Genomic DNA, 23,756 nt, shown 5'->3' with positions numbered 1-23,756 from the left:
TGATCAGGCAGGCAGATCAGGTGTCAATAGCCGCTCAATTCGCGCAATATCATCGCGCAAGCCCAATCGCCTCTTCTTCAAACGTCGCATCAGAAGCTCGTCCAGCGGATTCTGATCACTGGCACGGTCTATCATGGCGTCCAAGTCCCCGTGCTCAATGCGCAGTTCAATCAGTCGGCGTTCGGGAGAGTGCAGGTTGGAGTCCAAAATATCAGCGAGGGTAAACACCCAAAATTAGCGGTCTGGATTGCGTCATAAGATGGCTCGATAATACGACGTTCAAACGCATTTATTGGGGTCTTCGCTTCAAAGCAGTTCATCATGACCAAAGGTTACCGACTCACCGCATCAACGGGCATCCACAAAGGTGACCGTGACTACCAACAAGATCAGGTCATTTTCCTGAGCCATTCACGCGTCAGTGGCTGCGTGCTGGCCGTGCTGGCAGATGGCATGGGTGGTCGTAGTGGCGGGCGCAAAGCCTCGGATCAGGTCATGATGACTGCCAAGCAACTGTTTGAGCGCTACTCACCCGAGACCGATGACGCAGCGGCGGCATTGATGCAACTGGTGCAGGAGGCCCACACGGTAATCAAACTAACCGCCATTTCATCGGAAGAAGAGCCGCACAGCACGGTGGCGGCATTTTTGATCAATCCGGGCGGTGATTGCTACTGGGCACACGCAGGTGACTCACGGATTTATCACTATCACGGCAGCAAATTTATCAAGCGAACCATGGATCACTCCTACGTTCAGACATTGGTCGACCGTGGGGAGATCACCGAGGAACAGGCGAGCGTGCATCCGCAGTCCAATATTCTGATGGGCTGCCTGGGAACGGAAAGCGACCCGCCGGTCGGGACGCACTTCATACCCAAGCTGCGTGCCGGCGACATCCTGATGGCCTGCAGCGATGGCGTCTGGCATTACTTCAATACGGCGGAAATTGGCTCCGTTCTCTCCAATCTGTCAGCCCGTGAAGCCTCCGAATTTTTGATAGAAAAAGCCAGATCCCGCGGTCACGGCAGCGGAGACAATCTGTCCCTCGTGGTGGTCAAACTGGAACCGCTGGGCTCGTGATTTCCACAACGACCTGACGTTGCGCTCAGGGCGCTACGGGCAATGGTTTTGACCCTGTACCGGCTTTCTCTTTATTAATTTTTTCCCGACTCTCTCGACGCTCCTGTGCTTGCCGCAGTTTGTCGTTAAATTGCTGCTGTTCTTTGGCAATATCATCCGCCGTACGGGTCTGCTCAGCGGACTTTTTCTCGCGCGCACCAGCTGGCTGGTCGGGCTTTACAGCGCCGGCAGCAGAAGCTTTCTGACTTGCACGTTCTTCGCGTTCCTGCTGCGCCTTTTGGGCTTCGACCCGGCTTGCAGCCTGTTCCTCCAGCCGCTGGGCTGAAGATTTTTCCTTGATCCGTTCCAGCTGCTCCAGCCCTTTTCGTTTGCGCTCTGCATCGTTGATCGCAATTTCCTGACGACGAAGCGTGTCAAGCGCTTCGCGCTGACGCACCCGAACTTTGCGCAAGCAATCGGTTACGGCAAAACGGGCATAACACGCGGCCACGTCCGGCTGGTAACGCACCTCGATGCGTGCCCGTTCAGACTGAATGCGATTTCGATCCCCCTCGATATCCAGCGGCTGCAAAGCGTCGGTACCGGTATCTTTGGGCTGTGAAAAGGCGCCGACCGCCAGGAGAAGCAATGCAAAAATAGAAACGGATTTTTTCATGTCAACCGCGTGTCAACAACACGACGCTCCAAGGCTAAAAACTCACTGGATTGCATTTCATTCAAACGGGAAACCGTCCGGGGAAACTCATGGGCCAGTGGACCTTCGGTGTACAAACCTTCAGGCGGCACGGCGGCTGACATGATCAGTTTGACACGACGGTCGTAAAGGACATCCACCAGCCAGGTAAAACGGCGCGCTTCGGAGGCCATGCGCACCGGCATATGCGGGACATCACTTAACAAAACCGTATGGAATTGCGTCGCAATTTCAAGATAATCATTTTGTGATCGTGGCCCGCCGCAGAGGGTCTTAAAGTCAAACCACACCAAGCCACCCGCTTTGCGGCGGGCCTGAATCTCCCGGGCCTCAATATGCAGAACCGGATCTTCATCCTGCGTTTCTGCCAAACGGTCAAATGCGTCACGCATGGCCGCGTCGGCCTCGGCACCGAGAGGCGTGAGATACAGCTTCAGTTGCTCCAAGGTGCGACGACGATAGTCCGTTCCGTTATCGACATTAACGACCTCCAGATGCTCGTTGAGCAGGGCAATCGCGGGCAGAATGCGGTCGCGGTGCAAGCCGTTGGGATAAAGGTCTTGCGGCTTGAAATTGGAGGTGGTGACGAATCCCACACCGTTGTCGAACAAGGCCGCCAACAAGCGATGAAGAATCATGGCGTCCGTGATGTCGGCGATATGAAATTCGTCAAAACAAATCAGACGGTATTTTTTGGCAATCCGCTTGGCCAACACATCAAGGGGATTGACGGTTCCCTGCAGTCCCGCCAGTTCCCGATGAACTTCACGCATGAATTCATGAAAGTGGAGCCGGGTTTTGCGCCTCAACGGGACCGCGCCAAAAAAGCAATCCATCAAGAAGCTTTTACCGCGCCCGACCCCACCGTACATATAGACGCCGCGTGGAATGTCGGGCCGATTAATCAGCTTTTTGAGGGTGTTGGAGCGCTTTTCCTTGAACCTCGCCCACTCGTGGGCACAACGCTCCAAGGCATCCACGGCACGCAACTGCGCAGGATCCGCGGTATAGCCCCGGGCGACGAGTTCGGCTTGATAGGCTTTTTTGACGCTCACAGAGAAAACCTTGAAATGCTATCAATTAAATAGCTGCTTGCACAGACTGCACGGGGGCTAACAGCTACTTTCATCAATAACCAGATCAGAAGTTCAGCGTGCGCTTGTCCACCGCCAACGCGGCTTCCTTGGTGGCTTCACTCAAGGACGGATGCGCATGGCAGATGCGGGCGAGGTCTTCACTGCTGGCCCGGAATTCCATGGCCACCACGCACTCGGCGATCAATTCGCTGGCCATGGGGCCGACAATGTGAACGCCCAGAATTTCGTCCGTTGTGGCATCGGCCAGCATTTTCACCATGCCGGTCGTGTCGCCCAGCGCCCGGGCACGGCCATTGGCCAGGAACGGGAAAGTGCCGGCCTTGTAAGCCACGCCATCGGCCTTGAGCTGTTGCTCGGTGCGACCGACCCAGGCAATCTCGGGGCTGGTGTAAATCACCCAGGGGATGGTGTTGAAATTGACATGACCATGTTGACCGGCAATGCGCTCAGCCACGGCAACGCCCTCTTCTTCGGCCTTGTGCGCCAGCATCGGGCCACGCACCACGTCGCCCACCGCCCACACACCAGGCAAGTTGGAACGACACTGCTCGTCCACCACAATCGCACCACGCTCATCAAGCGCCAAGCCCACCGCTTCGGCGTTCAGGCCGATGGTGTTGGGTGTGCGGCCAATCGACACGATCAGCTTGTCAACTTCCAGCGTCTGGGCTTCACCCTTGGCATTGGTCCAGGCCACGCTCACGCCCTTCTTGCCCGTCTTGATCTCGCCGACTTTGACGCCGAGTTCGACTTTGAGTCCCTGCTTGACGAAGGCTTTATGCGCTTCCTTGGCGATTTGCTCGTCCACCGCGCCCAAGAATGTGGGCAGGCCCTCCAGAATGGTGACGTCAGAACCCAGACGACGCCAGACTGACCCCATCTCAAGTCCGATGACGCCGGAACCAATCAGGCCCAGTCGTTTCGGCAACGCACCAATGCGCAATGCGCCGTCGTTGGAGAGAATGGTTTCTTCGTCAAACGGCGTGCCCGGCAGAGCCCGTGCATTGGAGCCGGTTGCCACAATGATCTGCTTGCCAACAATGCTTTCTTCAGCGGCACCGGCCACCTTGAGCTCGTAACCGCCCTCGACCACTTTCACGAAGGAGGCACGACCGTGAAAAAAGGCAACCTTGTTTTTCTTGAGCAGGTACTGAATGCCGTCGTTGTTCTGCTTGACCACGGAGTCTTTGCGCGCCACCATTTTGGCCACATCCATGCTCACACCCGTAGCCGAAATACCATGATCGGTAAAGTGATGATTGGCGTGGTCAAAGTGTTCCGACGACTGCAGCAGCGCCTTGGAGGGAATGCAGCCCACATTGGTGCAGGTGCCACCCAGAGCCGGGCCGCCTTTGGCGTTTTTCCATTCGTCGACACAGGCGACGTTCATACCCAGTTGCGCCGCACGAATGGCTGCGATATAGCCGCCAGGACCACCGCCGATAACGATCACGTCGAATTGTTTGCTCATGAGAATTCCTTAAATTTTGTTGTAGAAAAACCCACCGACGGGAGGGACTTGGTGTCCGTCCACATGGGTGGGTCTGTCAGGCGTGCTACTTAGATTTCGAACAACAAGCGAGCTGGGTCTTCCAGCGCTTCCTTCATCGCCACCAGGCCCAGCACGGCTTCGCGGCCGTCGATGATGCGGTGGTCGTAGCTCATGGCGAGGTAGTTGATGGGTTGCACCACCACTTGCCCGTTGACCACCATGGCACGGTCTTTGGTCGCATGCACGCCCAAAATAGCCGACTGGGGTGGGTTGATGATGGGGGTGGACATCATGGAGCCGAACGTACCACCATTGGAGATGGAGAAGGTACCGCCGGTCATTTCTTCCAGGCTCATCTTGCCATCACGCGCTTTGGCACCGTATTCAGCAATCTTCTTCTCGATATCAGCAAAGCTCATCTGGTCGGCATTGCGCAGGATGGGCACCACCAAACCGCGGGGCGAACCCACGGCAATACCGATGTCAAAGTAGCCGTGATAAACAATGTCGGTACCGTCCACCGAAGCATTGAGCACCGGAAACTTCTTGAGGGCGTGAACTGCAGCCTTGACGAAGAAGCTCATGAAGCCAATCTTGATGCCGTGCTCTTTCTCGAACTTGTCCTGGAAGCGCTTGCGCATTTCCATCAGGGGGCCCATGTTGACTTCATTGAAAGTGGTCAGAATGGCATTGGTGGACTGTGATTGCAGCAGACGCTCGGCCACGCGGGCACGCAGTCGGCTCATCGGCACACGCTGCTCAGGACGGTCCCCCAGGGACGCCACCGAGATCGCCACTTGAGGCAACGAAGCAACGGCAGCCTTGGCAGGCATTGCGGCAACCGCTGCAACTTTAGGAGCAGAACCAGCGGCCACGGCACCCAGTACATCACCCTTGGTCACGCGGCCATCTTTGCCCGTGCCGGCAACAGAACCAGCAGCGAGTTGGTTGTCGGCCATCAATTTGGCAGCCGCAGGCATGGCCACGCCCGCCATGGAGTTACCGGTGGCAGGTGTAGCTGCCACCGAAGTTGCCGCGACGGCAGGGGCTGCAACAGCAGCGGCGGTAGTCACCGCGCCAGCTTTGCCTTCCGTGTCAATGCGGGCAATCAACTGCTCGGCAGCCACGGTGGCGCCGTCGCCAACCACCAACTCAACCAACACACCCGCTGCGGGTGCGGGAACTTCCATCACGACCTTGTCAGTTTCGACTTCAATCAGAATTTCGTCGATCGCAATCGCGTCACCGACTTTTTTCTTCCATTGCAACAAAGTGGCTTCGGCCACGGATTCTGACAACTGAGGAACTTTAACTTCTACGATAGCCATATCAATCTTTCGGTGTTTGTTTTTTCAAAGTCTGCGGGGCAGACGCTTAATCTGCCCCCAACTGATTTAAAAGAAGCTTATTTGGTCAGCACAAAGCCTTTGAGCTTGGCAAACGCACCTTCAACCAGCGCTTTTTGCTGCTCTTGGTGCAGGTGCGAATAACCCACGGCTGGAGAGGCAGAAGCCGCGCGCCCTGAGTAACCCAGTTTTTGGCCTTCCACCATGTTTTCATGGATGTAATGCTGGACAAAGAACCAGGCACCCTGGTTTTGTGGCTCATCCTGACACCAAACGAGGTCAGTCGCATTCGGGTATTTTTTGAGCTCAGTGGCAAACGCTTTGTGCGGAAAAGGGTACAGCTGTTCGACACGCAGAATCGCGACGTCATCCGCACCTTTTTCTTCACGCTTTTTAACCAGGTCGTAATAGACTTTGCCAGAGCAGGCCACCACGCGCTTGACCTTGTCCGCCTTGAGCGCCTTGCTCTCGGGGATCACGGTCTGGAAGCAGCCTTTGGTGAACTCCGACAACGGAGACGCGGCATCCTTGTTACGCAACAGTGACTTGGGCGTAAAGATGATGAGCGGCTTGCGCAGATTGCGCACCATCTGGCGGCGCAACACGTGGAAGATCTGGCTGGCCGTGGTGGGCTGCACGATCTGCATGTTGGTGTCGGCCGACAACTGCATGAAGCGCTCCAGACGCGCCGAGCTGTGCTCAGGGCCTTGGCCTTCATAACCGTGCGGCAACATCATCGTGATGCCATTAACGCGACCCCACTTCACTTCACCCGAAGCGATGAACTGGTCAATCACCACTTGAGCGCCGTTGGCGAAGTCGCCGAACTGGGCTTCCCAGATCACCATGGTGTTCGGATCAGTGGAGGCGTAGCCGTACTCAAAGCCAAGCACCGCCTCCTCCGACAGGATGGAGTCGATGACGACGAACGGGGCTTGTGCTTCTGCCACATTTTGCAAGGGCACGTAGGTGCCCGTATCCCACTTTTCACGCTTTTGGTCATGAATGACCGCGTGACGGTGTGTGAAGGTGCCGCGACCAGAGTCTTCGCCCGACAAACGAACCGGGTAGCCGCTGGCCACCAGGGAAGCGAGAGCCATGTGCTCGCCCATGCCCCAGTCCACCGGAACATCGCCCCGCCCCATGGCGGCACGGTCGTCATAGACCTTGCGAACCAGTTGGTGCGGTGTCACGCTCTCGGGAATGGTGGTGATTTTTTCAGCCAGGCGCTTCCACTCGGACATGGGAATGGCGGTATCGCCCGCATCGGTCCATTTATTGCCAAGGAATGGCGCCCAATCCACCGCGTACTTGCTCTTGAAGTTGCTCAGCACCGGATCGATCGGGTGCTTACCCGAGTCCATTGCTGCGCGGTAGGCCTTCAGCATGTCGTCACCCAAGGTCTCGCCCAAGCCCTGCGCGGCCAACTTGTCGGCGTACATCTTGCGGGTACCGGGATGAGCAGCAATCTTTTTGTACATCAGCGGCTGTGTCAGCGCGGGGGTATCTTGCTCGTTGTGGCCCAACTTGCGGAAGCAGGTGATGTCCAGCACCACGTCTTGACGGAACTCCATGCGGAATTCGAGCGCCAATTGCGTTGCCAGCACCACGGCTTCAGGATCGTCCCCGTTGATGTGCAACACCGGCGCCTCAACCATCTTGACGATGTCGGTGCAATACACCGAGGAGCGCATGTCGCGCGGATCGGAGGTGGTGAAACCGATCTGGTTGTTAATGATGATGTGAACCGTGCCGCCCGTGGTGTAACCACGCGTCTGCGCCAGAGCCAGAGTTTCCTGATTCACGCCTTGACCGCCAAAAGCGGAGTCACCATGCACCAACACCGGTAAAACTTGCTTGCCCAAGGGGTCAGCGCGGCGATCCATGCGTGCGCGCACGGAGCCTTCCACCACCGGGTTCACAATTTCAAGATGAGACGGATTAAACGCCAGGCTCAAATGCACGGGGCCACCAGCGGTGGACACATCAGAGCTGAAGCCTTGGTGGTATTTCACGTCGCCACTTGGCAAATCTTCAGGTGCCGTATGGTCAAACTCAGCAAACAGGTCGCTAGGCATCTTGCCCAGCGTGTTAACCAATACGTTCAGACGACCGCGGTGGGCCATGCCGATCACGATTTCTTGCACGCCTTTGGCACCGGCCGATTGAATCAGCTCGTCCATGGAGGCAATGAAACTCTCGCCCCCTTCAAGGGAAAAGCGCTTTTGCCCCACGTACTTGGTATGCAGGAAGCGCTCCAAGCCTTCCGCAGCGGTCAGACGATCGAGAATATGTTTCTTCTTCTCGCCGTTGAAGCTGGGTTTGCTGCGAATACTCTCCAACTTTTGTTGCCACCAGCGCTTTTGATTCTGGTCGCTGGTGTACATGTACTCGGCGCCAATGGTGCCGCAGTAAGTCTCACGCAGGGCATTCATCAGCTCGCGCAAAGACATGGTCTCTTTGCCGAAGAAGGTGTTGCTGGTATTGAAAACAGTTTCCTGGTCAGCGTCGCCGAAACCATAGAAAGAGGGATCAAGCTCAGGAATATTCGCGCGTTCGGTGCGTTTGAGAGGATCGAGGTCGGCCCAGCGTTGGCCAACATTACGGTAAGCCGCAATCAACTGCTGAACAGCAGTGCGCTTGCGTCCCATCTCCACATCGACGTTTGCCACCACCACTTTGGTGCCGCCGCGTTTGGCGCGCTCGGCAAAGGCATTGATGACAGGCTGGTGCGGAACGTCTTTGGCATTGCTGCCATCGACGGCAGGCACATGCTGCAAGGCATCGAAATAATCTCGCCAGGAGTCTGTCACGCTCGCCGGATTGGCGAGGTAGTTTTCGTACATCTCTTCGACATACGGTGCGTTGCCACCAAAAAGATAGGTGTTGGCCTGATAGGCTTTAAAAACCGAGTTTGTCTCACTCATTTTCCGCTGACCTTCGTTTCCCTGAAGGAAACATTAGCTGGTTAAAGCTGTTTGTTGATTAACCTTCCGCGTCACGGCTGAACCGTTTGGCGGATGCGACTGTGGCATGGAAGGGCCGAGTAACTCACGCGATTGTGCCACCAAAAGCAGCACCCAATAGAGACACTGGCAAGCAGCGCCGAACTAAGCTGTTACCAAATCCTTGATTTGTTGCAGTGCGGCCGGGTCGTCCATGGTGGTCAGATCGCCCGGATCACGCCCTTCGCAAACCGCCTGCACCGCCCGTCGCAACAGCTTGCCGCTGCGGGTTTTCGGCAGTGTGCTGACGAACCGAACGCGTGCTGGACGCGCCACGGCGCCCAGATCCCGGTCCACGAGCTTCATGATCTCACCCTCAAGTTTGAGGCGAGCAGCTTCATCCGTGAGCAGACTGGCATCCTTGACCACGGCAAAAGCCATCGCCACTTGGCCCTTGAGTTGGTCGGCCACGCCCACCACCGCCACCTCAGCTACATTGGGATGGGCAGAAATGCTCTCTTCAATCTCGCGGGTACCGAGGCGGTGCCCCGCTACGTTGATCACGTCATCGGTGCGACCCAGAATGAAGAAGTAGCCGTCGGCATCGCGGATGCCCCAGTCAAACGTGCTGTAAACCATTTTTCCTGGCACGCTGGACCAATAGGTTTTGACAAACCGTTCGTCGTCACGCCAGATTGTCTGCAAGCAGCCCGGAGGCAGCGGGCCTTCAATGGCAACCACGCCTTTCTGGTTCGGGCCGGTCAATTCTTCACCCGTCTGATCGTCCAGCAGCTTGACGTCGTAACCATAGACCGCCTTGCCCGGAGAACCGAACTTGCTGGACGTCGGCTCAACACCATTGCAAAGCGAGAGGATCGGCCAACCGGTTTCGGTCTGCCAGTAGTTGTCGATGATGGGTTTACCCAGACCTTGACTGATCCACTGCGCCGTCGGCTCGTCCAAAGGCTCGCCGGCCAAAAACAAGGCGCGCAGGGTGGACAGATCGTATTTCGTGAGCAAGGCCGGATCTTGTTTTTTGAGTACCCGCACCGCCGTGGGCGCACTGAACATCACGGTCACTTTGTATTTCTCTACCAAGCTCCACCAGATACCGCCATCCGGGCGCGTGGGCAAGCCCTCGTACATGATGGTCGCCATACCGGCAATCAGCGGTCCGTAAATGATGTAGCTGTGGCCAACCACCCAGCCGATGTCGCTGGTGGAAAAAAAGGTTTCACCCGGATTGCAGCAGTAAATGTGCTTCATGCTGGCAGCCAGCGCCACGGCATAACCACCGGTGTCGCGCTGCACGCCTTTGGGCTTGCCGGTCGTGCCGCTGGTGTAGAGCGTGTAACTGGTGTGGGTGGCGTCGACCCACTCGCAGTCGACCACTGTATTCAGGTGTTTTTCACGCAAGGCTCCCCACAAATGGTCGCGGCCAGCAACCAGATTCATCGCAACCAACCCACGATCGACAAGCAACACGGCGTCGGGCTTGTAGCTGGACAGGCGAATGGCTTCGTCCAGCAGGGGCTTGTACGCCACCGCTTTGCCGCCGCGCGAACCAGCGTCAGCGCTAATAATCAGTTTGGGCTCCGCATCTTCAATGCGCGACGCCAGTGAGCCGGAGGCAAAACCGCCAAACACCACCGAATGAATCGCACCAATGCGGGTGCAAGCCAGCATGGCAAATGCCGCTTCGGCAATCATGGGCATGTAAATCAGGACCCGATCGCCCTTTTGTACATCCAACTCCTGGAGAGAGGCCGCCATGCGCTGCACTTCGGCATGCAACTCACGAAAGGAATACACCGTTTCCTCGTTGGTTTCCGTTGAGACGAAAATCAGCGCCGCCTGATCGGCTCGCTCTGTGAGGTGCCGGTCTACCGCGTTATGACACAGGTTGGTGGTGCCGCCCACAAACCATTTGGCAAACGGTGGATTGCTGTAGTCGCAAATTTGTTGGGGCGGGGTTTTCCACTCGATGAGTTGGGCCTGCTCGGCCCAGAATGAATCACGTTCGGTGAGTGAGCGCTTGTGAAAATCTGCATACGTTGACATAATTTATCTCCGGTCTAATCAGTAGACTGCATTCATAATTATGAGCAATCAACTTGCAACAGTCTGACTTGCACCCACACCCGCAACCCAACAAGGCCGGCGGTAACTTACTTGATCAGGGCTTGCGCTGACTTGAACGCGGGGTGTTCGGCCGTGCGCAGCCATTCAAACGCCACCATCTCGGTTGTCACCAATTCCGCCCCGGCACCGGCCAGCCGGTCAAACGCGGCGTCCCGGTTGCGCTCGGTGCGCGAACTGCAGGCATCGGTCACGACCCAGACATCGAATTCATCTTCCAGTAAATCCAAGGCCGTTTGCAGCAGGCAAATATGGGTTTCACAACCAGCGATCACCACGGTGTTACGTTCGTCCGCATTCGTGGCAGGCTTTTGCAGGTGTTTGGGCAAGCTGCGCGCGTTGCCGCCCACCGGTTTGGCTGGTGGCCGCAACCATTCACCCAGGCCCTCCTCCACGCCGCTGAAATGCATTTTGCTCAGGGTCTGGGCACACAGCGCTTTGACCTCGGCCACGTTCTCGCCCAGCTTGGACGGACTCTGCTCCGTACCCCACACAGGCACTTCCATCAAACGCGCCAACTGCCCCAGTCGTACAGCGTTAGCGACCACCTGGGCGCCCTCAAAAATGGCGGGTAACAGGCGGATTTGATAATCCACCAGGACAAGTTGGGATTCAGCGGCGTCTAGCAACATGGCAAACTTTCTGGAGAGGTTGAGCTAATTCTGGCAATCCCTGATTAAACCGCAGGTGACGGGTTTACTTTTACCCATGACAGGCGACCCACTCAAACCCCGATTTCGAATCGCGCCTCGTCCATATAGCGGTGCGGCCCGAAAGCGGCCGTCATGGCAGCGGCCTCGGCGGCCTGCCACTGGTCAAACACTTCTCGCTCGGAGGAACTCAGCGCCTCCAGGTCAGGGGACTCACCGTAGACGCCCACAATCTGCAAGTAGGCCCTGTAGGTGGGCGCCACCAGACTGGCACTGCCCAAGGCGCTGTCCAGCGCGCTGCGAAAGCGTTTCTCGACTTCGCGGCGCGCTGTGTCAGAGGTCTCTTCAAATGTTCTGAGAGTCAGGGTGTAGCTCATGGGCTGATTGTCACCCGTGGCCGCAGTGCTGGCTGCTTCATTCAAACCGCACCAAATTTAGCGGCGAGTCTTGACCACCACCCGGCCTCGCACCTTGCCATTCATCAAATCATGCGCCTTGGCAATGGCGGCTTCAAGTGGAATCTCTTCAATCATCGACTCCAGCAAAGTGGGGTCCAGGTCACGCGCCAGGCGGTCCCAGGCGCGCTGCCGTTTGGCGAGCGGCGCCATGACCGAATCAATGCCTGCCAGTGTCACGCCCCGCAAAATAAAGGGCATGACCGTGGTCGGCAAATCCATGCCCTGCGCCAAGCCACAGGCGGCCACCACGCCGCCATAGCGAGTTTGCGCCAGCGCATTGGCCAAGGTGTGGGAACCAACTGGATCGACCACCGCCGCCCAGCGCTCTTTCTGGAACGGCTTGCCGGGATTGGACAGGAGTGCGCGGTCGATGACGCTGGCGGCACCCAGCGAATTGAGATACGCCGCCTCCCCTACCTTGCCGGTGGCCGCCACCACGGTATAGCCCAGTTTGCCCAGCAAGGCGATCGCTACGCTGCCGACACCGCCGGTGGCGCCGGTGACCAGCACTTCGCCTGCGTCCGGCTTGATGCCATGGTCTTCCAGCGCCAAAACGCACAACATGGCGGTATAGCCCGCCGTGCCAATCGCCATGGCCTGGCGCGGGGTAAAGACGGTGGGCAACTTGACCAGCCAGTCACCCTTGAGGCGCGCTTTCTCGGCCAGACAGCCCCAGTGTGTTTCACCGACACCCCAACCATTGTGGACAAATACATCGCCTGTCTTCCAGGCAGGGTGACTGGACTCAATCACCGTGCCCGCGCCGTCGATACCTGCCACCATGGGCCAGCTTCGTACCACCGGGCTCTTGTTGGTGATGGCAAGACCGTCCTTGTAATTCAGGGTCGAGTAGGCAACCGCAACGGTCACATCGCCCTCCACATCGCCATTAAGAAGGCGTGAATCTTCCAACGATCGAACCGAAGCGGTAAACCCGTCGGTATTTTCCAGGAGCAATGCATTGAACATAGAAAAGCCTTAAAAACATATGTAACTCAACAGGTTGCAAGCGTCATTTAGAAAAAACTTCACCTTGACAGAGAGCCGGGACTGCCAGTATGCTACGCGCGATGCGTATTACTGCCACCCTTCTTGCCCTTTTTTTTGCTGCCAGTGCGCATGCCAGCCCCCCCGCTGCGAATGATGACATGGACAAGCTCTTGACCGACAAAGGGCTGTTGGCACGGATTGACCATGTACGGCAGTCGGTGGGCAACAAAGCTTCTGAGTTGGTCGTTACGGCGATTGGTTTTCTGGGTGTACCTTACCGGCGCGGCGGAAATACGGCGGAATCCGGCTTTGATTGCAGCGGTTTTGTGCGGGCCATGTACCAGCAATCAGTGGGACTGCTCCTGCCCCGTAAAGCCGAACAACAAGCAGCAGCCACCGAAAAAATAGACCGCGCCGACCTGCAACCCGGTGACTTGGTTTTTTTCAACACCATGCGCCGTGCCTTTAGCCATGTTGGTATTTATGTCGGGGAAGGCAAATTCATTCACTCCCCCAAACCAGGTTCTGAAGTGCGGGTAGAAGACATGGGCATCGCTTATTGGAGCCACCGCTTTGACGGCGCGCGTCGGGTGCAAACATCCCAGCCAGAGCCCCTCTCTCGTCAGGCCGTGCAGACAATTGAACCAGCGGTACGCTGAACCCCATCCACATTGCTATATTTTATATAGCAATGTGCACAGCCTCCATCAGGGCTACAAGCCCAAAATACCTGTAATTTTTAGCCCGCTGTCGAGTATCAGACTGGCGCCAATGGCCTGTACAGGAAACCCATGAACGATCGAATTTCCCAAATACTGGCCCAAATGGCCGCGCTTGAAAATGATCTGCGCACGGCGGTGCAAGAAAAAGAGAGCACGATGTTCTTCCAGATCAAGGGCAAGCGGGTCGAGTTTGAAAGTTCGGTCAAAGCAGCGCACCGCAAACTCAAGACCAATTTCTTTCGCTGGCTCGTCACCAACCGTCCGCAAAACCTGATTACCGGCCCCATCATCTACGGCATGGTGTTCCCACTGATGATGCTGGACTTTTTTGTCAGCTTCTACCAGTGGGCTTGTTTTCCTATCTACGGAATCACCAAAGTGCGACGCGGTGACTACATCGTGTTTGACCGCCGTCACCTCGGTTATCTCAATTTCATCGAGAAATTCCACTGCACCTACTGCGAATATGGCAATGGACTAATGGGCTATATGGGCGAGATTCTGGCCCGCACCGAAGAGTATTTTTGTCCGATCAAACACGCGCACAAGATTCTCGGAACCCACGCTCACTACAACCGCTTTTTAGACTACGGCGATGCCGCTGACTACGAAGCCAAGCTGGAAGAATTTCGCGTGGCCCTCGGCAAGAAAAAATAAACTGATGCCCTATCTACCGTCGCCAAGCAAAGAGGAGATAGCCGGACTTGAACCCCTGAACCGCCTCGGGCTGGACAATATCATTGTCGTTTCCACGCGGCGACAAGCCTCTGAGGCATTTCAGGCACTTGAAAAAAGTAGCGTGTTGGGGTTCGACACCGAGTCAAAACCGACGTTTGTCAGGGCTGAAATCTCTGAAGGACCGCACGTGGTGCAATTCTCGACCCTGCACACGGCCTATGTTTTCCAGTTGCATGACGCGGGGTGCTGTGAGACCGTGTCCGCCCTGCTGCTATCCGAAAGCATAACCAAAGTTGGCTTTGGCTTGGCGGGTGACCATGTGCAAATCATGCGTACTTTGGGTGTTCGACCCCAAAAAGTACTCGATCTCAATAACGTCTTTCGGGATCGAGGTTACGCCAAAGAACTCGGCGTCCGGGGCGCCGTGGCGGTGGTATTCAACCGGCGTTTTTTGAAGTCACGGAAAGCCACCACGTCCAACTGGTCGAACAGGCAATTGACGGAAAGCCAGATTATTTATTCGGCCAACGACGCCTGGGCCGCGATGCAAGTGTTTCACGCGCTGGACTTGCGGCTGGGTCAGACTTAGACCCCCATCCACTTCAAACCACGAAAAAGGCGGCCCGCAGGCCGCCTTTGCGTCAACAGCAGAAGACGACTCAGTCGCTCAGCCTTTCAACTGACGCCGTCTGGCGAAGCCGAGGCCGATCAAGCCAAGGCCGAACAAGCTAAGTGTCGCAGGCTCGGGAACCTGACTGACCCTAACTTGCACGTCCAGGTGGCTTGATGCGCTTTCAGCCGTATAGACAGTGTCTCCAATCTGTGTCGCACCGACTAAATTCGCAAGGCGGAAATCGGCCACCCAGTGAGTGCCATCGTTCGCGTTAAAAAACAGGCTCTGAAGTCCGACAGCTGTAAACGTGAAATGGTCATCACAGGTGGAGCCTTGGGGATTGGGCGCAGGACATGGAGCCGTATTTAGTGTTTCGACGAAAGAGATGGTGATGGCGTCATCACTGTCCAGCCTCACAGACGCCGGCCCGCTACTGTCCGTGACGACAAGCCGTCCCCAAATATTCTGGGGACCCCAGCTGGTCGACGTAGGAATAATGATATTGTTATGCGTCAATGTTGAAATGGTCGTCCATGTGGCAAACGGCAGAGCGGCAGGACCCGTTACGGTCGCGAGGTTCAATGAACTTTGAGGATTTAGACCAGTAACCCAGCTCATCGTGCTATAGACTGGTGTTACGGCAGGAATAACACTAGCGGCTCCGACAACCGGGACGGAGTAAGTGGCCACAGCCACTTGATTCTCGAAACCGCCATATTCAGTGAAGCTAAAGATAGGGGCTGCACTGGCCTGCAGGGCATAACCCGAGGCTATTGCGAGCACCCCGACTGCCAATCCTTTGCGTAGCATCTTGCTTTTCATTTTCTTACTCCTAAAAGTTAAGTTCGACAGGTTTTAGAAACAAGAGAGCAATCGTCGGAACTTGATTTCCCTTTTAGTGCCCTCTCAAAAACAAAACTACGCAACTGTCGTGCCAGCGCCTCTAGTGTTATGAATTTAAAGGGTATTTTTGATTTCGCCAGTTTTTTCGGCAGGCTACATGTAAGAAAAATTGACAGCTGAGGGACTGCGTTTGATCCTCGGCCATGGCCTAGATCAGGCATTGGGCAAGGCCGCAGCCAATGACTCTATGGGGAGCAAAGCTCGGCCCCTACCGAAGACCAGGCCACGTCAGGGTCGGTGTCGGCGACACTGGGGATGAAACTGATGGTGGCGGGCGCTGGCGCGGTTTTCAATCTGCCAGTACGACTGCGGAGCCGTGGCGACCTCAAGTGATGCACTGAACTGTCGACACGGCAGCCCGGCAAACCCGAAACCTTGCAGCGCCATCACACCCTGCTGACCCTCGGCAGTTTGACGTATCGTGATGGCCCCACTGAGCCACAGCAGCGGTTCAAACTGACCAATGTCCTTGCTGCCAGGCGCTATCGGCACCACCGGCGCCGTTGTGCTCCTAGCGCGCTCCTACAACGCCGCAATCACCGGGTTGCCACGCCGCTTGGCGACCGCAATCGGGGGCGCCCAGCGGCTGTCGCGGGGTTTTTTACTGGTCACCAGGGTGATCTCAGCGGGCTCGAACACCTCCAGATTGTGGGTAATCGGTGTGGTCAAAACGTACTGCGCCTGGGTCGAGCGCAGGAAGTGCCCCACCAGCTGGATGTTGCGCACGTCCAGATGGGCAAACGGTTCGTCAATGAACACAAAACCGCCGGAGGCACTGTCTTCGTCCTTCAGCAAACCCACCAGCAAAATCAGCGACTTGATCACCTGCTGCCCACCTGAGGCCTCGCCGTCGTTGAGGCCGATACTGCCTTTGCCATCAAAATTGAAGTTAACCTTGAGCCCCGCTTGCGCCAGCACCGTGTCGTCGTTTTCCAGGGCGGGCAGGTCGGCTGACACCTCCACCCCCGCCAACACGCCCAGTTCCTGGATGTTGTTGCGATAGCGGCGCACGGTACTGCGCAGCACTTCGATATAGCTCTCGCGCGCGTTGAACACGGCGGTGGCGGCCTGGAAATTTTTCACCTTATGGTCGTCCAGGTTAAAGCCTTGGTCACGCACGGTGTGCTCCATGCGCCGGTAGCGCTCTTGCACTGTGCTGTCCTGCTCCCAGGTGTCCTGGGCCAGATCGATCTCCACCGCCTCCAGCCGCAGCCGGGCCTGAATGTCATTGCGGTAGTGCTCCACCAGCGCCTGCAAGGCGGCGGGTGTGCGCCATGCCGGGGGGATTTGGCGGCGCCGGAGTTGGGACGTATCCGCGTCGCTGGTGAGTTGCGTGCGGCGTTGCACCAGCTCGGCGGCCAGTCGATCGGCCTCCTGAAAACGCTGGCGCAGTGCGGCCTCCAGGCTGCGGTACTGCGAATCGGCGCGCTGGTGCTGGGTTTTGGCCTCGCCATAGGCCGTGTCCAATTGTTGCCAGCGCGTGGCGGCGGCAATGCGCGCCTGTTTGGCGCCGGGCCACGCTTGGCGCGCGGCGGCAAACTCGTCGCAGCGCCGCGCCAGTTCCTGGGCGGCGCTGTGGCCGGCCAGGGCTTGCTTGCAGTCTTCAATTTGGCGTTTGACCGCCAGAAACGCCTGGGTCAGCGGACCCAGCTCGGTTTCCAGGCGGCGCTGGTCGCGCTCCAGCGCATCGCGCTGGGCCTGCAGGGCAGCCGCCCCAAACTGGTGGTCGCGCGGCTCCACCCAGACCGAGCGCGCACCCCGGCCGTCAAAGCTGTAGGCCTGCGGCGTGATCCACGATCCGGTGGTCTGCCGCCCCTCGCTGGGGATGTCAACGCAGCGCAGGTTTTGCAATTGTTGAATGAGCCAGCGCGGTAGCCGGGCATCAAACTGCACTTGCGCCAGCAGGGCGTGGGGGTCGGCCGCAGGCACCACGTCGCCGGGTGCGACGGTGTAATGACGGTAGCGCTCGGCGGAGGCGATGGTGTCGGCCGCGGCCAGGTCGCCCGCCTTCTCCAGCAGCACCATCCAGCGCAAGGGGCGCAGCACGCCTTCGATGGCGGCGCGCCAGTGCTCGTCCTTCACCTCCACCACCTCGGCCAGAAAGCGGTGGTCGATTTTTTGCGCCTGCAGGCGCTGGCGCAAGCGCCGCGCATCTTCTGGTTGGGGTGGAGCCTTTTGACCCTCTAGCCCCGATAGATCCTGCGTAATGCGCTTCTTTTTTTGTAGCAACTCGCTGTGCCGCTCGTTCAGCTCCTGCTCTTGCGCCTGCAGGGTTTGCAGGTGGCGAGTCAGGGCTTCGGCATCGCTTTCCTTGTCCACCAGGGCCAGCAGCTCGGTTTCGCGCTTGACCAGGTCTTCCAGCGGGCGTTCGACATCGCGGGTGGTATCGCGCTGGGTCGCGGCGCCGTCGCGCTCTTGCAGCAGGCGGGCTTCTTCGGTTTCGGCGTGGCTGCGGGCTTCCAGCAAGGTGAGCAGCTCGGCGTTCTTTTGCGCGCGCTCGGCCTTGGCCTGGCTGGCGTGCTGGCGTTGTCGGCGCAGGTCGCGGCTGCGTTCGGTCAATTTTTGCCGCTGGCCGTGCCACTCCAACACGGGCAGGACTTCAGTGGCCAGGCGCTCACGCTCCTGCACTTTGTGCTGCCAATTGAGGTAATTGGTGACCTTGTTTTGCAGTTCGGCCAGCTGGGCTTTGCTGTGATCAAGTTCTTTTTCAGCTTGCACCATTTCGCGGCCGAGCTGTTGCTGGTGCTCACGCGCAGTGTCGTAGTGGTTGAGCACCTCCTGGTCGCCAAACACATCAAACACCAGGCGCAGCAACTCGCGCGGGCTGTACTCGCACAGGCGGTCGGTTTGGCCTTGTTCCAGCGAGAGCACTTTGGCAATGGCGGGCGACAAACCGGCATCGGCCAGCATGCGCCCCCAGGCCTCCACGCCCATGACTTGCAGTTCTTTGTCGGGCCGCTCGGTGAGTTGCTCGATGCTGACATCGCCCTCCACCACCATGTAACGGCGCTGCCAGTCACCGCCGTTGCGGTCGATGCGGCACGCCAGGGTGACCTGGTCGCTGTACATCAGGCGGCGCGCAAACGGGCGACTGGAGGTTTGCCGCGTGTGCGGCCGGTTGTCGACGACGGCGCGCAGCCAGGCCACGTTGGCCCCAGCGTGGCGGGCGTAGGTCTTGAAGTCGCGCGGCTGCGAGCACTTCAACCCGAGCAGGGTGCGCATGGCGTCGAGCAAGGTGGTTTTACCCGAGCCATTGGGGCCGGCAATGGTGATGATGGAGGCATCCAGCGGCAAACTCACGCGCTGGCAATAGTCCCAATGCACGAGTTCAAGGTTTTGCAGGTGAAACATGGGGTCGGGGTCCGGGTCAAAGGGTCGGGAGAGCGGCGACGGCAGCGACGGTTGGGTCCTGCTGGGCTTGCTGCGCTTGTTCGCGGGTCAAGACATCCGCCAGCGCGCCATTGAGAATGCGGGGCGCCAGCACGTCATAGTCCAACAACACGTCGAGCAACGGACCTTCCTTGATATCGTCTTGCGAGCGCGCGATGAAGCCATGGCGTTCCAGCAGCTTGAGGTTGGCGTCCAGCCGGATGCGTTTGCCGAGCTGGTTGCCGTAGTCTTCCAGCAAGGCCTTGTAGGACAGCACCGGGCTGACACTGCGTGCGGGAGGCAGCGGCTTGCTGCTGGCGAACATCTCGTTCTGCGGGACTTCAGGCTCCATGCGGCTGGCTTGCCGCTCGCGTTTGGGCAGCACGATGAGCGCCCACACCACCACCAGCAAGGCCACGGCATCACGCGGCAAATCCAGGTTGTTGTTGGCATTGAGCCCCGCTTCGCCCAGCACACTGGCCAAGGGTGCGGGCAACAGCGTCAGGGTGACATGGTCGGCATACACGTTGTCAACCCAACGCAGTCCGACCTGGGCCAGTCTTTGCTCCACGGCCAAAAACAGCTCGGCATCGGACAGGGCTTTTTTGACCCGGGGATGGGTGCGCGGCAGGTATTTACGCGAGAGCAGTTCGGCAATCAGCTGCGCGGCTTGGTCGGCAATATTAGTCATGATTTTTGGTCGAGGGGGGGGGGCTGACGTAGGCCAACTGGCCGCTGCTCAAATGGGAAATGGCGGGGTGATCCAACGGCGTCAGGACGTTATGCCACTGCAGTTGCCAGGGTTGACGCGCCAGGTCACCGGTGGCGCCCGGCAGGTCTTTGGCCTGGGCATCGCCGAGCAAAGGCAACAACTGCGCCTTGTAGGCCACCTGGGCATAGCGCGCCGCCAGGCCGTTGGCATCCGCCAGCAAGGCGGCCTGCACGGTGCGCACCAGCGCCCCGTCGGCCGCCAGCGTGGCGTCGTGGTTGCCGTCGGCCCAGTGGGCCAACAGCGCCGACAAGTCAGTCAACTCATGCGGCAACGCCACCGCCGTGAGGTCGCCCTCCGGCGCGATTTGTGCCAGGGGCAAGGGCTCCGCCCGTAACGCCTCGGGGCGATCCCGCTCAAACTCGGCCTCGGCCACATCCAGCATCTCATGCGGTGCCAGCACCGTGATGGCCACGGGGCTGTGCAGTGCCCCGTCCACCAGGCGCGCCAAGTGAAATTGGGTTTGCAACCAGCGCTTGACGTCGGTGCTGGTGATGCCGGTGGTGCCCAAGGTCACGCGCTGGCGATCCACTTGCTGCAAGGCCCGGTTGAATTGGCTGGCCATCGCCAACAAACGCGATTGCGCCAAGCCCAGTGAGCGTGCCGCCTGTTCCAACGCGCGCTGCCCCCGGGCATTGCTGATGATGGCGGTGATGGTGTCGGACGCCTTATCGATCAGGCGCGAGGCCCGGTCGTAGCGTTTGCGTGCTTCGCGCAAACGAAACTCCGAACCGCTGGCAATCGCATCGGCAAATTCGTGGTGCAGGCGCACCAGCTGCGCCTGCAACAGGTGTACCTGGCTACCCTGCAGCGTGCCCAACTGGTCGGCGCCGACGACTTGGCTCAGCAGACCAGCCAGTTCATCGTCCACCGGCTGACCCACCGGGTTGAGCATGGTCGCGATGTGTTGCGCCATCGGCGTGAGCCCATACTGGCGCTGCGAATCGTCCCAGGTCAGCAAGGCGGCCTCGCGAAAGCGCTTGAGCACACTGTCCACTGCTTCCGGGCGGACAGCGTAAAACAGCTGGTCCAATTCCTCGCGCAGCAGAAACGCTTTGCCTTGGCCGACCAAGGCAAACAGCATCCACAGCCGCAAGCGCACCAGCCCGGAGGCCCCCTGAAACAGCGAACGCAAAGCGTCGACCAGATCGGCATTGTTCTCAACCTGCCAGGCTACCGGGGAGTCGATCAGGGCCTCGGGGTCGCGAAAATAATCCGACAGGGTCGATTCAGATTCAGGCGAATGGAGGGACGCGGGGGGGCGTGTGTCTTGCATCGTCAGCACAGGGCAAGGCCATCCCGGAGATGGGCTTTTATGAATATAGACATGGTCGGTGAAGGCGTTGCTCGTGAAAACTCAAAGGTGCGGGGGAATTCATGCGCTGACAGGGGCTGGCAGAAGCACTCAAACGTCGCTGAGAGCGCCCTGCCCGAAGTGAGCAAGCGGAGGAAAATTCTAATGGTTTGGCGCAGCGGCAGAGTTACATGTGTAACCGCTATAAATTCAGGAGCTACTTGCGCAGACGCTACGGGGGCTAGATCCGGATTTTTTATTGAATCATTGACACTTGAGGCACGCGGTGTAACGGGCCGCTATTTGAAATCAGATCGGCAGGCCGAAGAGCTGAACCCAGTAGACGCCCATCGTGCTGCTTGTATTGGCAGCGAGCAGCGCCATCAGCATCATTGCCCTAAATTTGATTTATTCAACTTAATTCGCCCGCAGCTTTCGCAAGAAATTACCCAGCACACTGTTCACGATCTCCGTGATCGGGTTGTCTGCTTGCGGCGGCTCGGGCCGCAAAGGCCGTGAGCGCGGAATCTCGAATTCAATATTTTGGTCAAGCCAGTGGTTGCGAAAGCCCTGCTGAAAAACTTCCCCCACCATGGGCAGTGCGCTGTGGGCGCCCTGCCCCCACGATCCCATCGTCACACTGTTGTCGTTGAAGCCGACCCGGGCCCCGGCCACCAGTTGCGGGTTCATCATGATGAACCAGCCGTCCGTGTTGTCTTGCGTGGTGCCGGTCTTGCCGGCAACGTCGGCTGTGATGCCGTAACGCTGGCGAATAGCCGAGCCCGTGCCCTCGTCGATCACCCCGCGCATGGCGTTCACCAAGGTCAGCGCCTGTGCCCGAGGCATGGCGGGCTCGCTCTCTGTGACCTGTGCGAACTGCTCCAGCAACTGACCGTTGCGGTCTTCCACTCGCAACACCAGCATGGGTGGAAAGTAGTTGCCGCCATTGGCAATGCTGCCGTAAGCCGCCACCATCTCGATCAGCGTGACCGGGCTGGTACCCAAGGCCAGTGAGGGCACCAGGTCCAGCTTGCTCTGGCGCACCCCCAAGGCCTGCGCCAGCTGGCCCACGCGGGCGGGGCCCACTTTTTGCATGAGCTGGACTGTGATGGTATTTTTGGAATAAACCAGCCCGTCGTGCAATGTGGTGGGCTGGTAAGTGGACGGCGTGGCATCGCTGGGGGTCCATACCTCGCTGCCTGGCAACGAGATGGCCACGGGCTCATCCATCAAGGTGTAAGACGGATCGAACCCCTGCATGAAGGCCGCGCCATAAACAAATGGTTTGAAGGTCGAGCCGGGCTGGCGCCGCGCCTGGCTCACATGGTCAAACTGCTCCTGCGCAAAGTCGCGGCTGCCCACCCACGCCCGCACTTCGCCATTGCGTGGGTCCAGCGCCAGAAAACCAGCCTGCAGCACGGCGCGCTCCTGGCCCGCGTTGCGCCGACCCCGACCGTCTGCCAGCTTTTGCAGTTGCGCCAGCTGCCGCGCCACGGCCAGGTTGGCGGCTTTCTGCAACCGGGCGTCCAGGGTGGTTCGAACCCTCAGGCCGTCAGTTTGAATGTCATAGCCATTGCGGTCTGCCCAGCCGATCAGCCATGCGCGCAAGTGCTGGGCCACATGCGGTGCCGGACCCAACGGCTCCACTTGCCGCTCAAATGTCAACCGCAGGGGCCGCTTGGCCAGCCCCTCGAACCGGGTAGGGTCCAAGCTACCATTTTTGACCATCTGCGCCAGCACCAGGTTGCGACGCTGCACCGCACGTTCCGGGTTTTGCACCGGGTTGTAGTAACTCGTGCCCTTGAGCATGCCAATTAATGTGGCGCTCTCCAGCACGTCCAGCTTGTCGGCAGGTTTGTCGAAATAGGTGCGCGCCGCCATCTCGATGCCGAAGGCGTTGTAGAGAAAAGGCACGGTATTGAGGTAGGTCTCCAGAATCTCGCGTTTGGAATACACCGCCTCGATCTTCAGCGCGGTGATGGCCTCTTTGACTTTGCGCTTGAGGCTGGCGGCGCGCCCGATTTCTTCAGGATAGAGATTGCGCGCGAGCTGCTGGGTGATGGTCGAGCCCCCCTGCAAATCCCCTGTCAAGGTGCTGAGTACCGCGCCTGCCGTGCGCCGAAAGTCGATGCCGTGGTGCTCGTAAAAGCGGCGGTCCTCGGTGGCGATCAAGGCATTCACCACATGCGGCGCAATCTTGTCCAGGCTCACCCACTGCCGGTTGATGCGCCGGTACTCGGCCAACACCGTGCCGTTAGAGGCCAAAAGCACCGAGGGGGCTTCAGACTTGGCCTTGCGCAAATCGCCAATACCGGGGGTGAACGGAATCAGCGCCAGCACGTAAAGCAGCATGAGCGCCGGAAGCACCAGAGCCGCCCGCACGGGATACCGCTTGGCGACTCCGAGGAGACGGCGCGACTGTTGTGCGGCAGAAACGGCGATGCGTTGGAATGCAGGAATCATGTTGGAGTTTAAGGTGATACAAGTCAACACGGGCGCCGTGGCGGCTTCACC

General features: G+C 58.5%; 20 protein-coding genes. 4 read left to right on the top strand and 16 right to left on the bottom strand.

Going from position 1 to position 23,756, the window contains the following annotated elements; genetic code table 11:
• Window positions 1-3: 3 nt before the first annotated feature.
• Window positions 4-207 (bottom strand): YdcH family protein, encoded by a 204-nt coding sequence (locus tag HHJ17_RS03435; protein ID WP_296498613.1) that lies wholly within the window; start codon window positions 205-207, stop codon window positions 4-6.
• Between the two features lie 114 nt (window positions 208-321).
• On the opposite strand from HHJ17_RS03435, the gene HHJ17_RS03430 reads away from it, so the two are divergent.
• Entirely contained in the window at window positions 322-1,083 is a 762-nt protein-coding gene (locus tag HHJ17_RS03430) for a protein phosphatase 2C domain-containing protein (protein ID WP_296498410.1), read from the top strand.
• Between the two features lie 25 nt (window positions 1,084-1,108).
• Here the strand turns inward: HHJ17_RS03430 and HHJ17_RS03425 are convergent, their stop codons facing one another.
• From HHJ17_RS03425 to HHJ17_RS03385, 9 genes are all read right to left on the bottom strand, one after another.
• Window positions 1,109-1,738 (bottom strand): hypothetical protein, encoded by a 630-nt coding sequence (locus tag HHJ17_RS03425; protein WP_296498408.1) that lies wholly within the window; start codon window positions 1,736-1,738, stop codon window positions 1,109-1,111.
• A complete protein-coding gene (zapE, locus tag HHJ17_RS03420) occupies window positions 1,735-2,832 on the bottom strand; it encodes a cell division protein ZapE (RefSeq protein WP_296498405.1) in 1,098 nt (365 codons plus the stop codon). The genes HHJ17_RS03425 and zapE overlap by 4 nt, the downstream gene beginning before the upstream one ends.
• Window positions 2,833-2,917: 85 nt before the next feature.
• Entirely contained in the window at window positions 2,918-4,345 is a 1,428-nt protein-coding gene (lpdA, locus tag HHJ17_RS03415; RefSeq protein WP_296498404.1) for a dihydrolipoyl dehydrogenase, read from the bottom strand.
• An 89-nt stretch (window positions 4,346-4,434) separates the two neighbouring features.
• Window positions 4,435-5,694: a 2-oxoglutarate dehydrogenase complex dihydrolipoyllysine-residue succinyltransferase gene (gene odhB / locus HHJ17_RS03410; RefSeq protein ID WP_296498402.1), complete on the bottom strand. Its 1,260-nt coding sequence runs from the start codon at window positions 5,692-5,694 to the stop codon at window positions 4,435-4,437.
• A gap of 77 nt (window positions 5,695-5,771) precedes the next feature.
• A complete protein-coding gene (locus HHJ17_RS03405) occupies window positions 5,772-8,639 on the bottom strand; it encodes a 2-oxoglutarate dehydrogenase E1 component (protein WP_296498399.1) in 2,868 nt (955 codons plus the stop codon).
• Between the two features lie 183 nt (window positions 8,640-8,822).
• A complete protein-coding gene (locus HHJ17_RS03400) occupies window positions 8,823-10,718 on the bottom strand; it encodes a propionate--CoA ligase (protein ID WP_296504994.1) in 1,896 nt (631 codons plus the stop codon).
• A 107-nt stretch (window positions 10,719-10,825) separates the two neighbouring features.
• Window positions 10,826-11,428 (bottom strand): isochorismatase family protein, encoded by a 603-nt coding sequence (locus tag HHJ17_RS03395; RefSeq protein WP_296504993.1) that lies wholly within the window; start codon window positions 11,426-11,428, stop codon window positions 10,826-10,828.
• Window positions 11,429-11,520: 92 nt separating this feature from the next.
• Window positions 11,521-11,823 (bottom strand): hypothetical protein, encoded by a 303-nt coding sequence (locus HHJ17_RS03390; RefSeq protein WP_296504992.1) that lies wholly within the window; start codon window positions 11,821-11,823, stop codon window positions 11,521-11,523.
• A gap of 57 nt (window positions 11,824-11,880) precedes the next feature.
• A complete protein-coding gene (locus HHJ17_RS03385; protein ID WP_296504991.1) occupies window positions 11,881-12,873 on the bottom strand; it encodes an MDR family oxidoreductase in 993 nt (330 codons plus the stop codon).
• Window positions 12,874-13,052: 179 nt separating this feature from the next.
• On the opposite strand from HHJ17_RS03385, the gene HHJ17_RS03380 reads away from it, so the two are divergent.
• From HHJ17_RS03380 to HHJ17_RS03370, 3 genes are all read left to right on the top strand, one after another.
• The gene (locus tag HHJ17_RS03380) at window positions 13,053-13,553 is read left to right on the top strand and encodes a C40 family peptidase (protein WP_296498386.1); all 501 of its coding nucleotides are present in this window, start codon (window positions 13,053-13,055) and stop codon (window positions 13,551-13,553) included.
• A gap of 132 nt (window positions 13,554-13,685) precedes the next feature.
• Entirely contained in the window at window positions 13,686-14,273 is a 588-nt protein-coding gene (locus HHJ17_RS03375; protein ID WP_296498384.1) for a hypothetical protein, read from the top strand.
• Window positions 14,212-14,883, top strand: a complete 672-nt coding sequence (locus HHJ17_RS03370; RefSeq protein ID WP_366557518.1) for a 3'-5' exonuclease — start codon at window positions 14,212-14,214, stop codon at window positions 14,881-14,883. Before HHJ17_RS03375 ends, HHJ17_RS03370 begins: the two co-directional genes overlap by 62 nt.
• A 78-nt stretch (window positions 14,884-14,961) precedes the next feature.
• On the opposite strand, the gene HHJ17_RS03365 is transcribed toward HHJ17_RS03370, so the two are convergent.
• The 6 genes from HHJ17_RS03365 to HHJ17_RS03340 all read right to left on the bottom strand — a co-directional run bounded on the left by HHJ17_RS03365 (window position 14,962) and on the right by HHJ17_RS03340 (window position 23,705).
• Window positions 14,962-15,729, bottom strand: a complete 768-nt coding sequence (locus HHJ17_RS03365) for a THxN family PEP-CTERM protein (RefSeq protein ID WP_296498382.1) — start codon at window positions 15,727-15,729, stop codon at window positions 14,962-14,964.
• Between the two features lie 309 nt (window positions 15,730-16,038).
• Window positions 16,039-16,302 carry a hypothetical protein gene (locus HHJ17_RS03360; protein WP_296498380.1) on the bottom strand — a complete coding sequence of 88 codons (264 nt, stop codon included), beginning with the start codon at window positions 16,300-16,302 and terminating at the stop codon, window positions 16,039-16,041.
• A gap of 30 nt (window positions 16,303-16,332) precedes the next feature.
• Window positions 16,333-19,161, bottom strand: a complete 2,829-nt coding sequence (locus HHJ17_RS03355; protein WP_296498378.1) for an ATP-binding protein — start codon at window positions 19,159-19,161, stop codon at window positions 16,333-16,335.
• 16 nt (window positions 19,162-19,177) lie between these two features.
• A complete protein-coding gene (locus HHJ17_RS03350) occupies window positions 19,178-19,870 on the bottom strand; it encodes a hypothetical protein (RefSeq protein ID WP_296498376.1) in 693 nt (230 codons plus the stop codon).
• A complete protein-coding gene (locus HHJ17_RS03345) occupies window positions 19,863-21,224 on the bottom strand; it encodes a hypothetical protein (protein WP_296498374.1) in 1,362 nt (453 codons plus the stop codon). Before HHJ17_RS03345 ends, HHJ17_RS03350 begins: the two co-directional genes overlap by 8 nt.
• A 435-nt stretch (window positions 21,225-21,659) precedes the next feature.
• Complete coding sequence (locus HHJ17_RS03340; RefSeq protein ID WP_296504988.1) at window positions 21,660-23,705, bottom strand: transglycosylase domain-containing protein; 2,046 nt, start codon at window positions 23,703-23,705, stop codon at window positions 21,660-21,662.
• Between the last annotated feature and the right edge of the window lie 51 nt (window positions 23,706-23,756).

This window comes from Rhodoferax sp., assembly GCF_012927445.1.
GTDB lineage: Bacteria > Pseudomonadota > Gammaproteobacteria > Burkholderiales > Burkholderiaceae_C > Rhodoferax.
Note: the sequence above shows the minus strand (reverse complement) of the source record. Positions and strands in the feature narration are given on the sequence as shown.

Excerpts from the sequence above, each read along its gene's own strand:
- HHJ17_RS03430 (WP_296498410.1), top strand. The coding sequence starts at position 322 with ATGACCAAAGGTTACCGACTCACCGCATCAACGGGCATCCACAAAGGT.
- HHJ17_RS03425 (WP_296498408.1), bottom strand. The coding sequence starts at position 1,738 with ATGAAAAAATCCGTTTCTATTTTTGCATTGCTTCTCCTGGCGGTCGGC.
- lpdA (WP_296498404.1), bottom strand. The coding sequence starts at position 4,345 with ATGAGCAAACAATTCGACGTGATCGTTATCGGCGGTGGTCCTGGCGGC.
- odhB (WP_296498402.1), bottom strand. The coding sequence starts at position 5,694 with ATGGCTATCGTAGAAGTTAAAGTTCCTCAGTTGTCAGAATCCGTGGCC.
- HHJ17_RS03405 (WP_296498399.1), bottom strand. The coding sequence starts at position 8,639 with ATGAGTGAGACAAACTCGGTTTTTAAAGCCTATCAGGCCAACACCTAT.
- HHJ17_RS03400 (WP_296504994.1), bottom strand. The coding sequence starts at position 10,718 with ATGTCAACGTATGCAGATTTTCACAAGCGCTCACTCACCGAACGTGAT.
- HHJ17_RS03395 (WP_296504993.1), bottom strand. The coding sequence starts at position 11,428 with ATGTTGCTAGACGCCGCTGAATCCCAACTTGTCCTGGTGGATTATCAA.
- HHJ17_RS03390 (WP_296504992.1), bottom strand. The coding sequence starts at position 11,823 with ATGAGCTACACCCTGACTCTCAGAACATTTGAAGAGACCTCTGACACA.
- HHJ17_RS03385 (WP_296504991.1), bottom strand. The coding sequence starts at position 12,873 with ATGTTCAATGCATTGCTCCTGGAAAATACCGACGGGTTTACCGCTTCG.
- HHJ17_RS03380 (WP_296498386.1), top strand. The coding sequence starts at position 13,053 with ATGGACAAGCTCTTGACCGACAAAGGGCTGTTGGCACGGATTGACCAT.
- HHJ17_RS03375 (WP_296498384.1), top strand. The coding sequence starts at position 13,686 with ATGAACGATCGAATTTCCCAAATACTGGCCCAAATGGCCGCGCTTGAA.
- HHJ17_RS03370 (WP_366557518.1), top strand. The coding sequence starts at position 14,212 with ATGCCGCTGACTACGAAGCCAAGCTGGAAGAATTTCGCGTGGCCCTCG.
- HHJ17_RS03365 (WP_296498382.1), bottom strand. The coding sequence starts at position 15,729 with ATGAAAAGCAAGATGCTACGCAAAGGATTGGCAGTCGGGGTGCTCGCA.
- HHJ17_RS03355 (WP_296498378.1), bottom strand. The coding sequence starts at position 19,161 with ATGTTTCACCTGCAAAACCTTGAACTCGTGCATTGGGACTATTGCCAG.
- HHJ17_RS03350 (WP_296498376.1), bottom strand. The coding sequence starts at position 19,870 with ATGACTAATATTGCCGACCAAGCCGCGCAGCTGATTGCCGAACTGCTC.
- HHJ17_RS03345 (WP_296498374.1), bottom strand. The coding sequence starts at position 21,224 with ATGCAAGACACACGCCCCCCCGCGTCCCTCCATTCGCCTGAATCTGAA.
- HHJ17_RS03340 (WP_296504988.1), bottom strand. The coding sequence starts at position 23,705 with ATGATTCCTGCATTCCAACGCATCGCCGTTTCTGCCGCACAACAGTCG.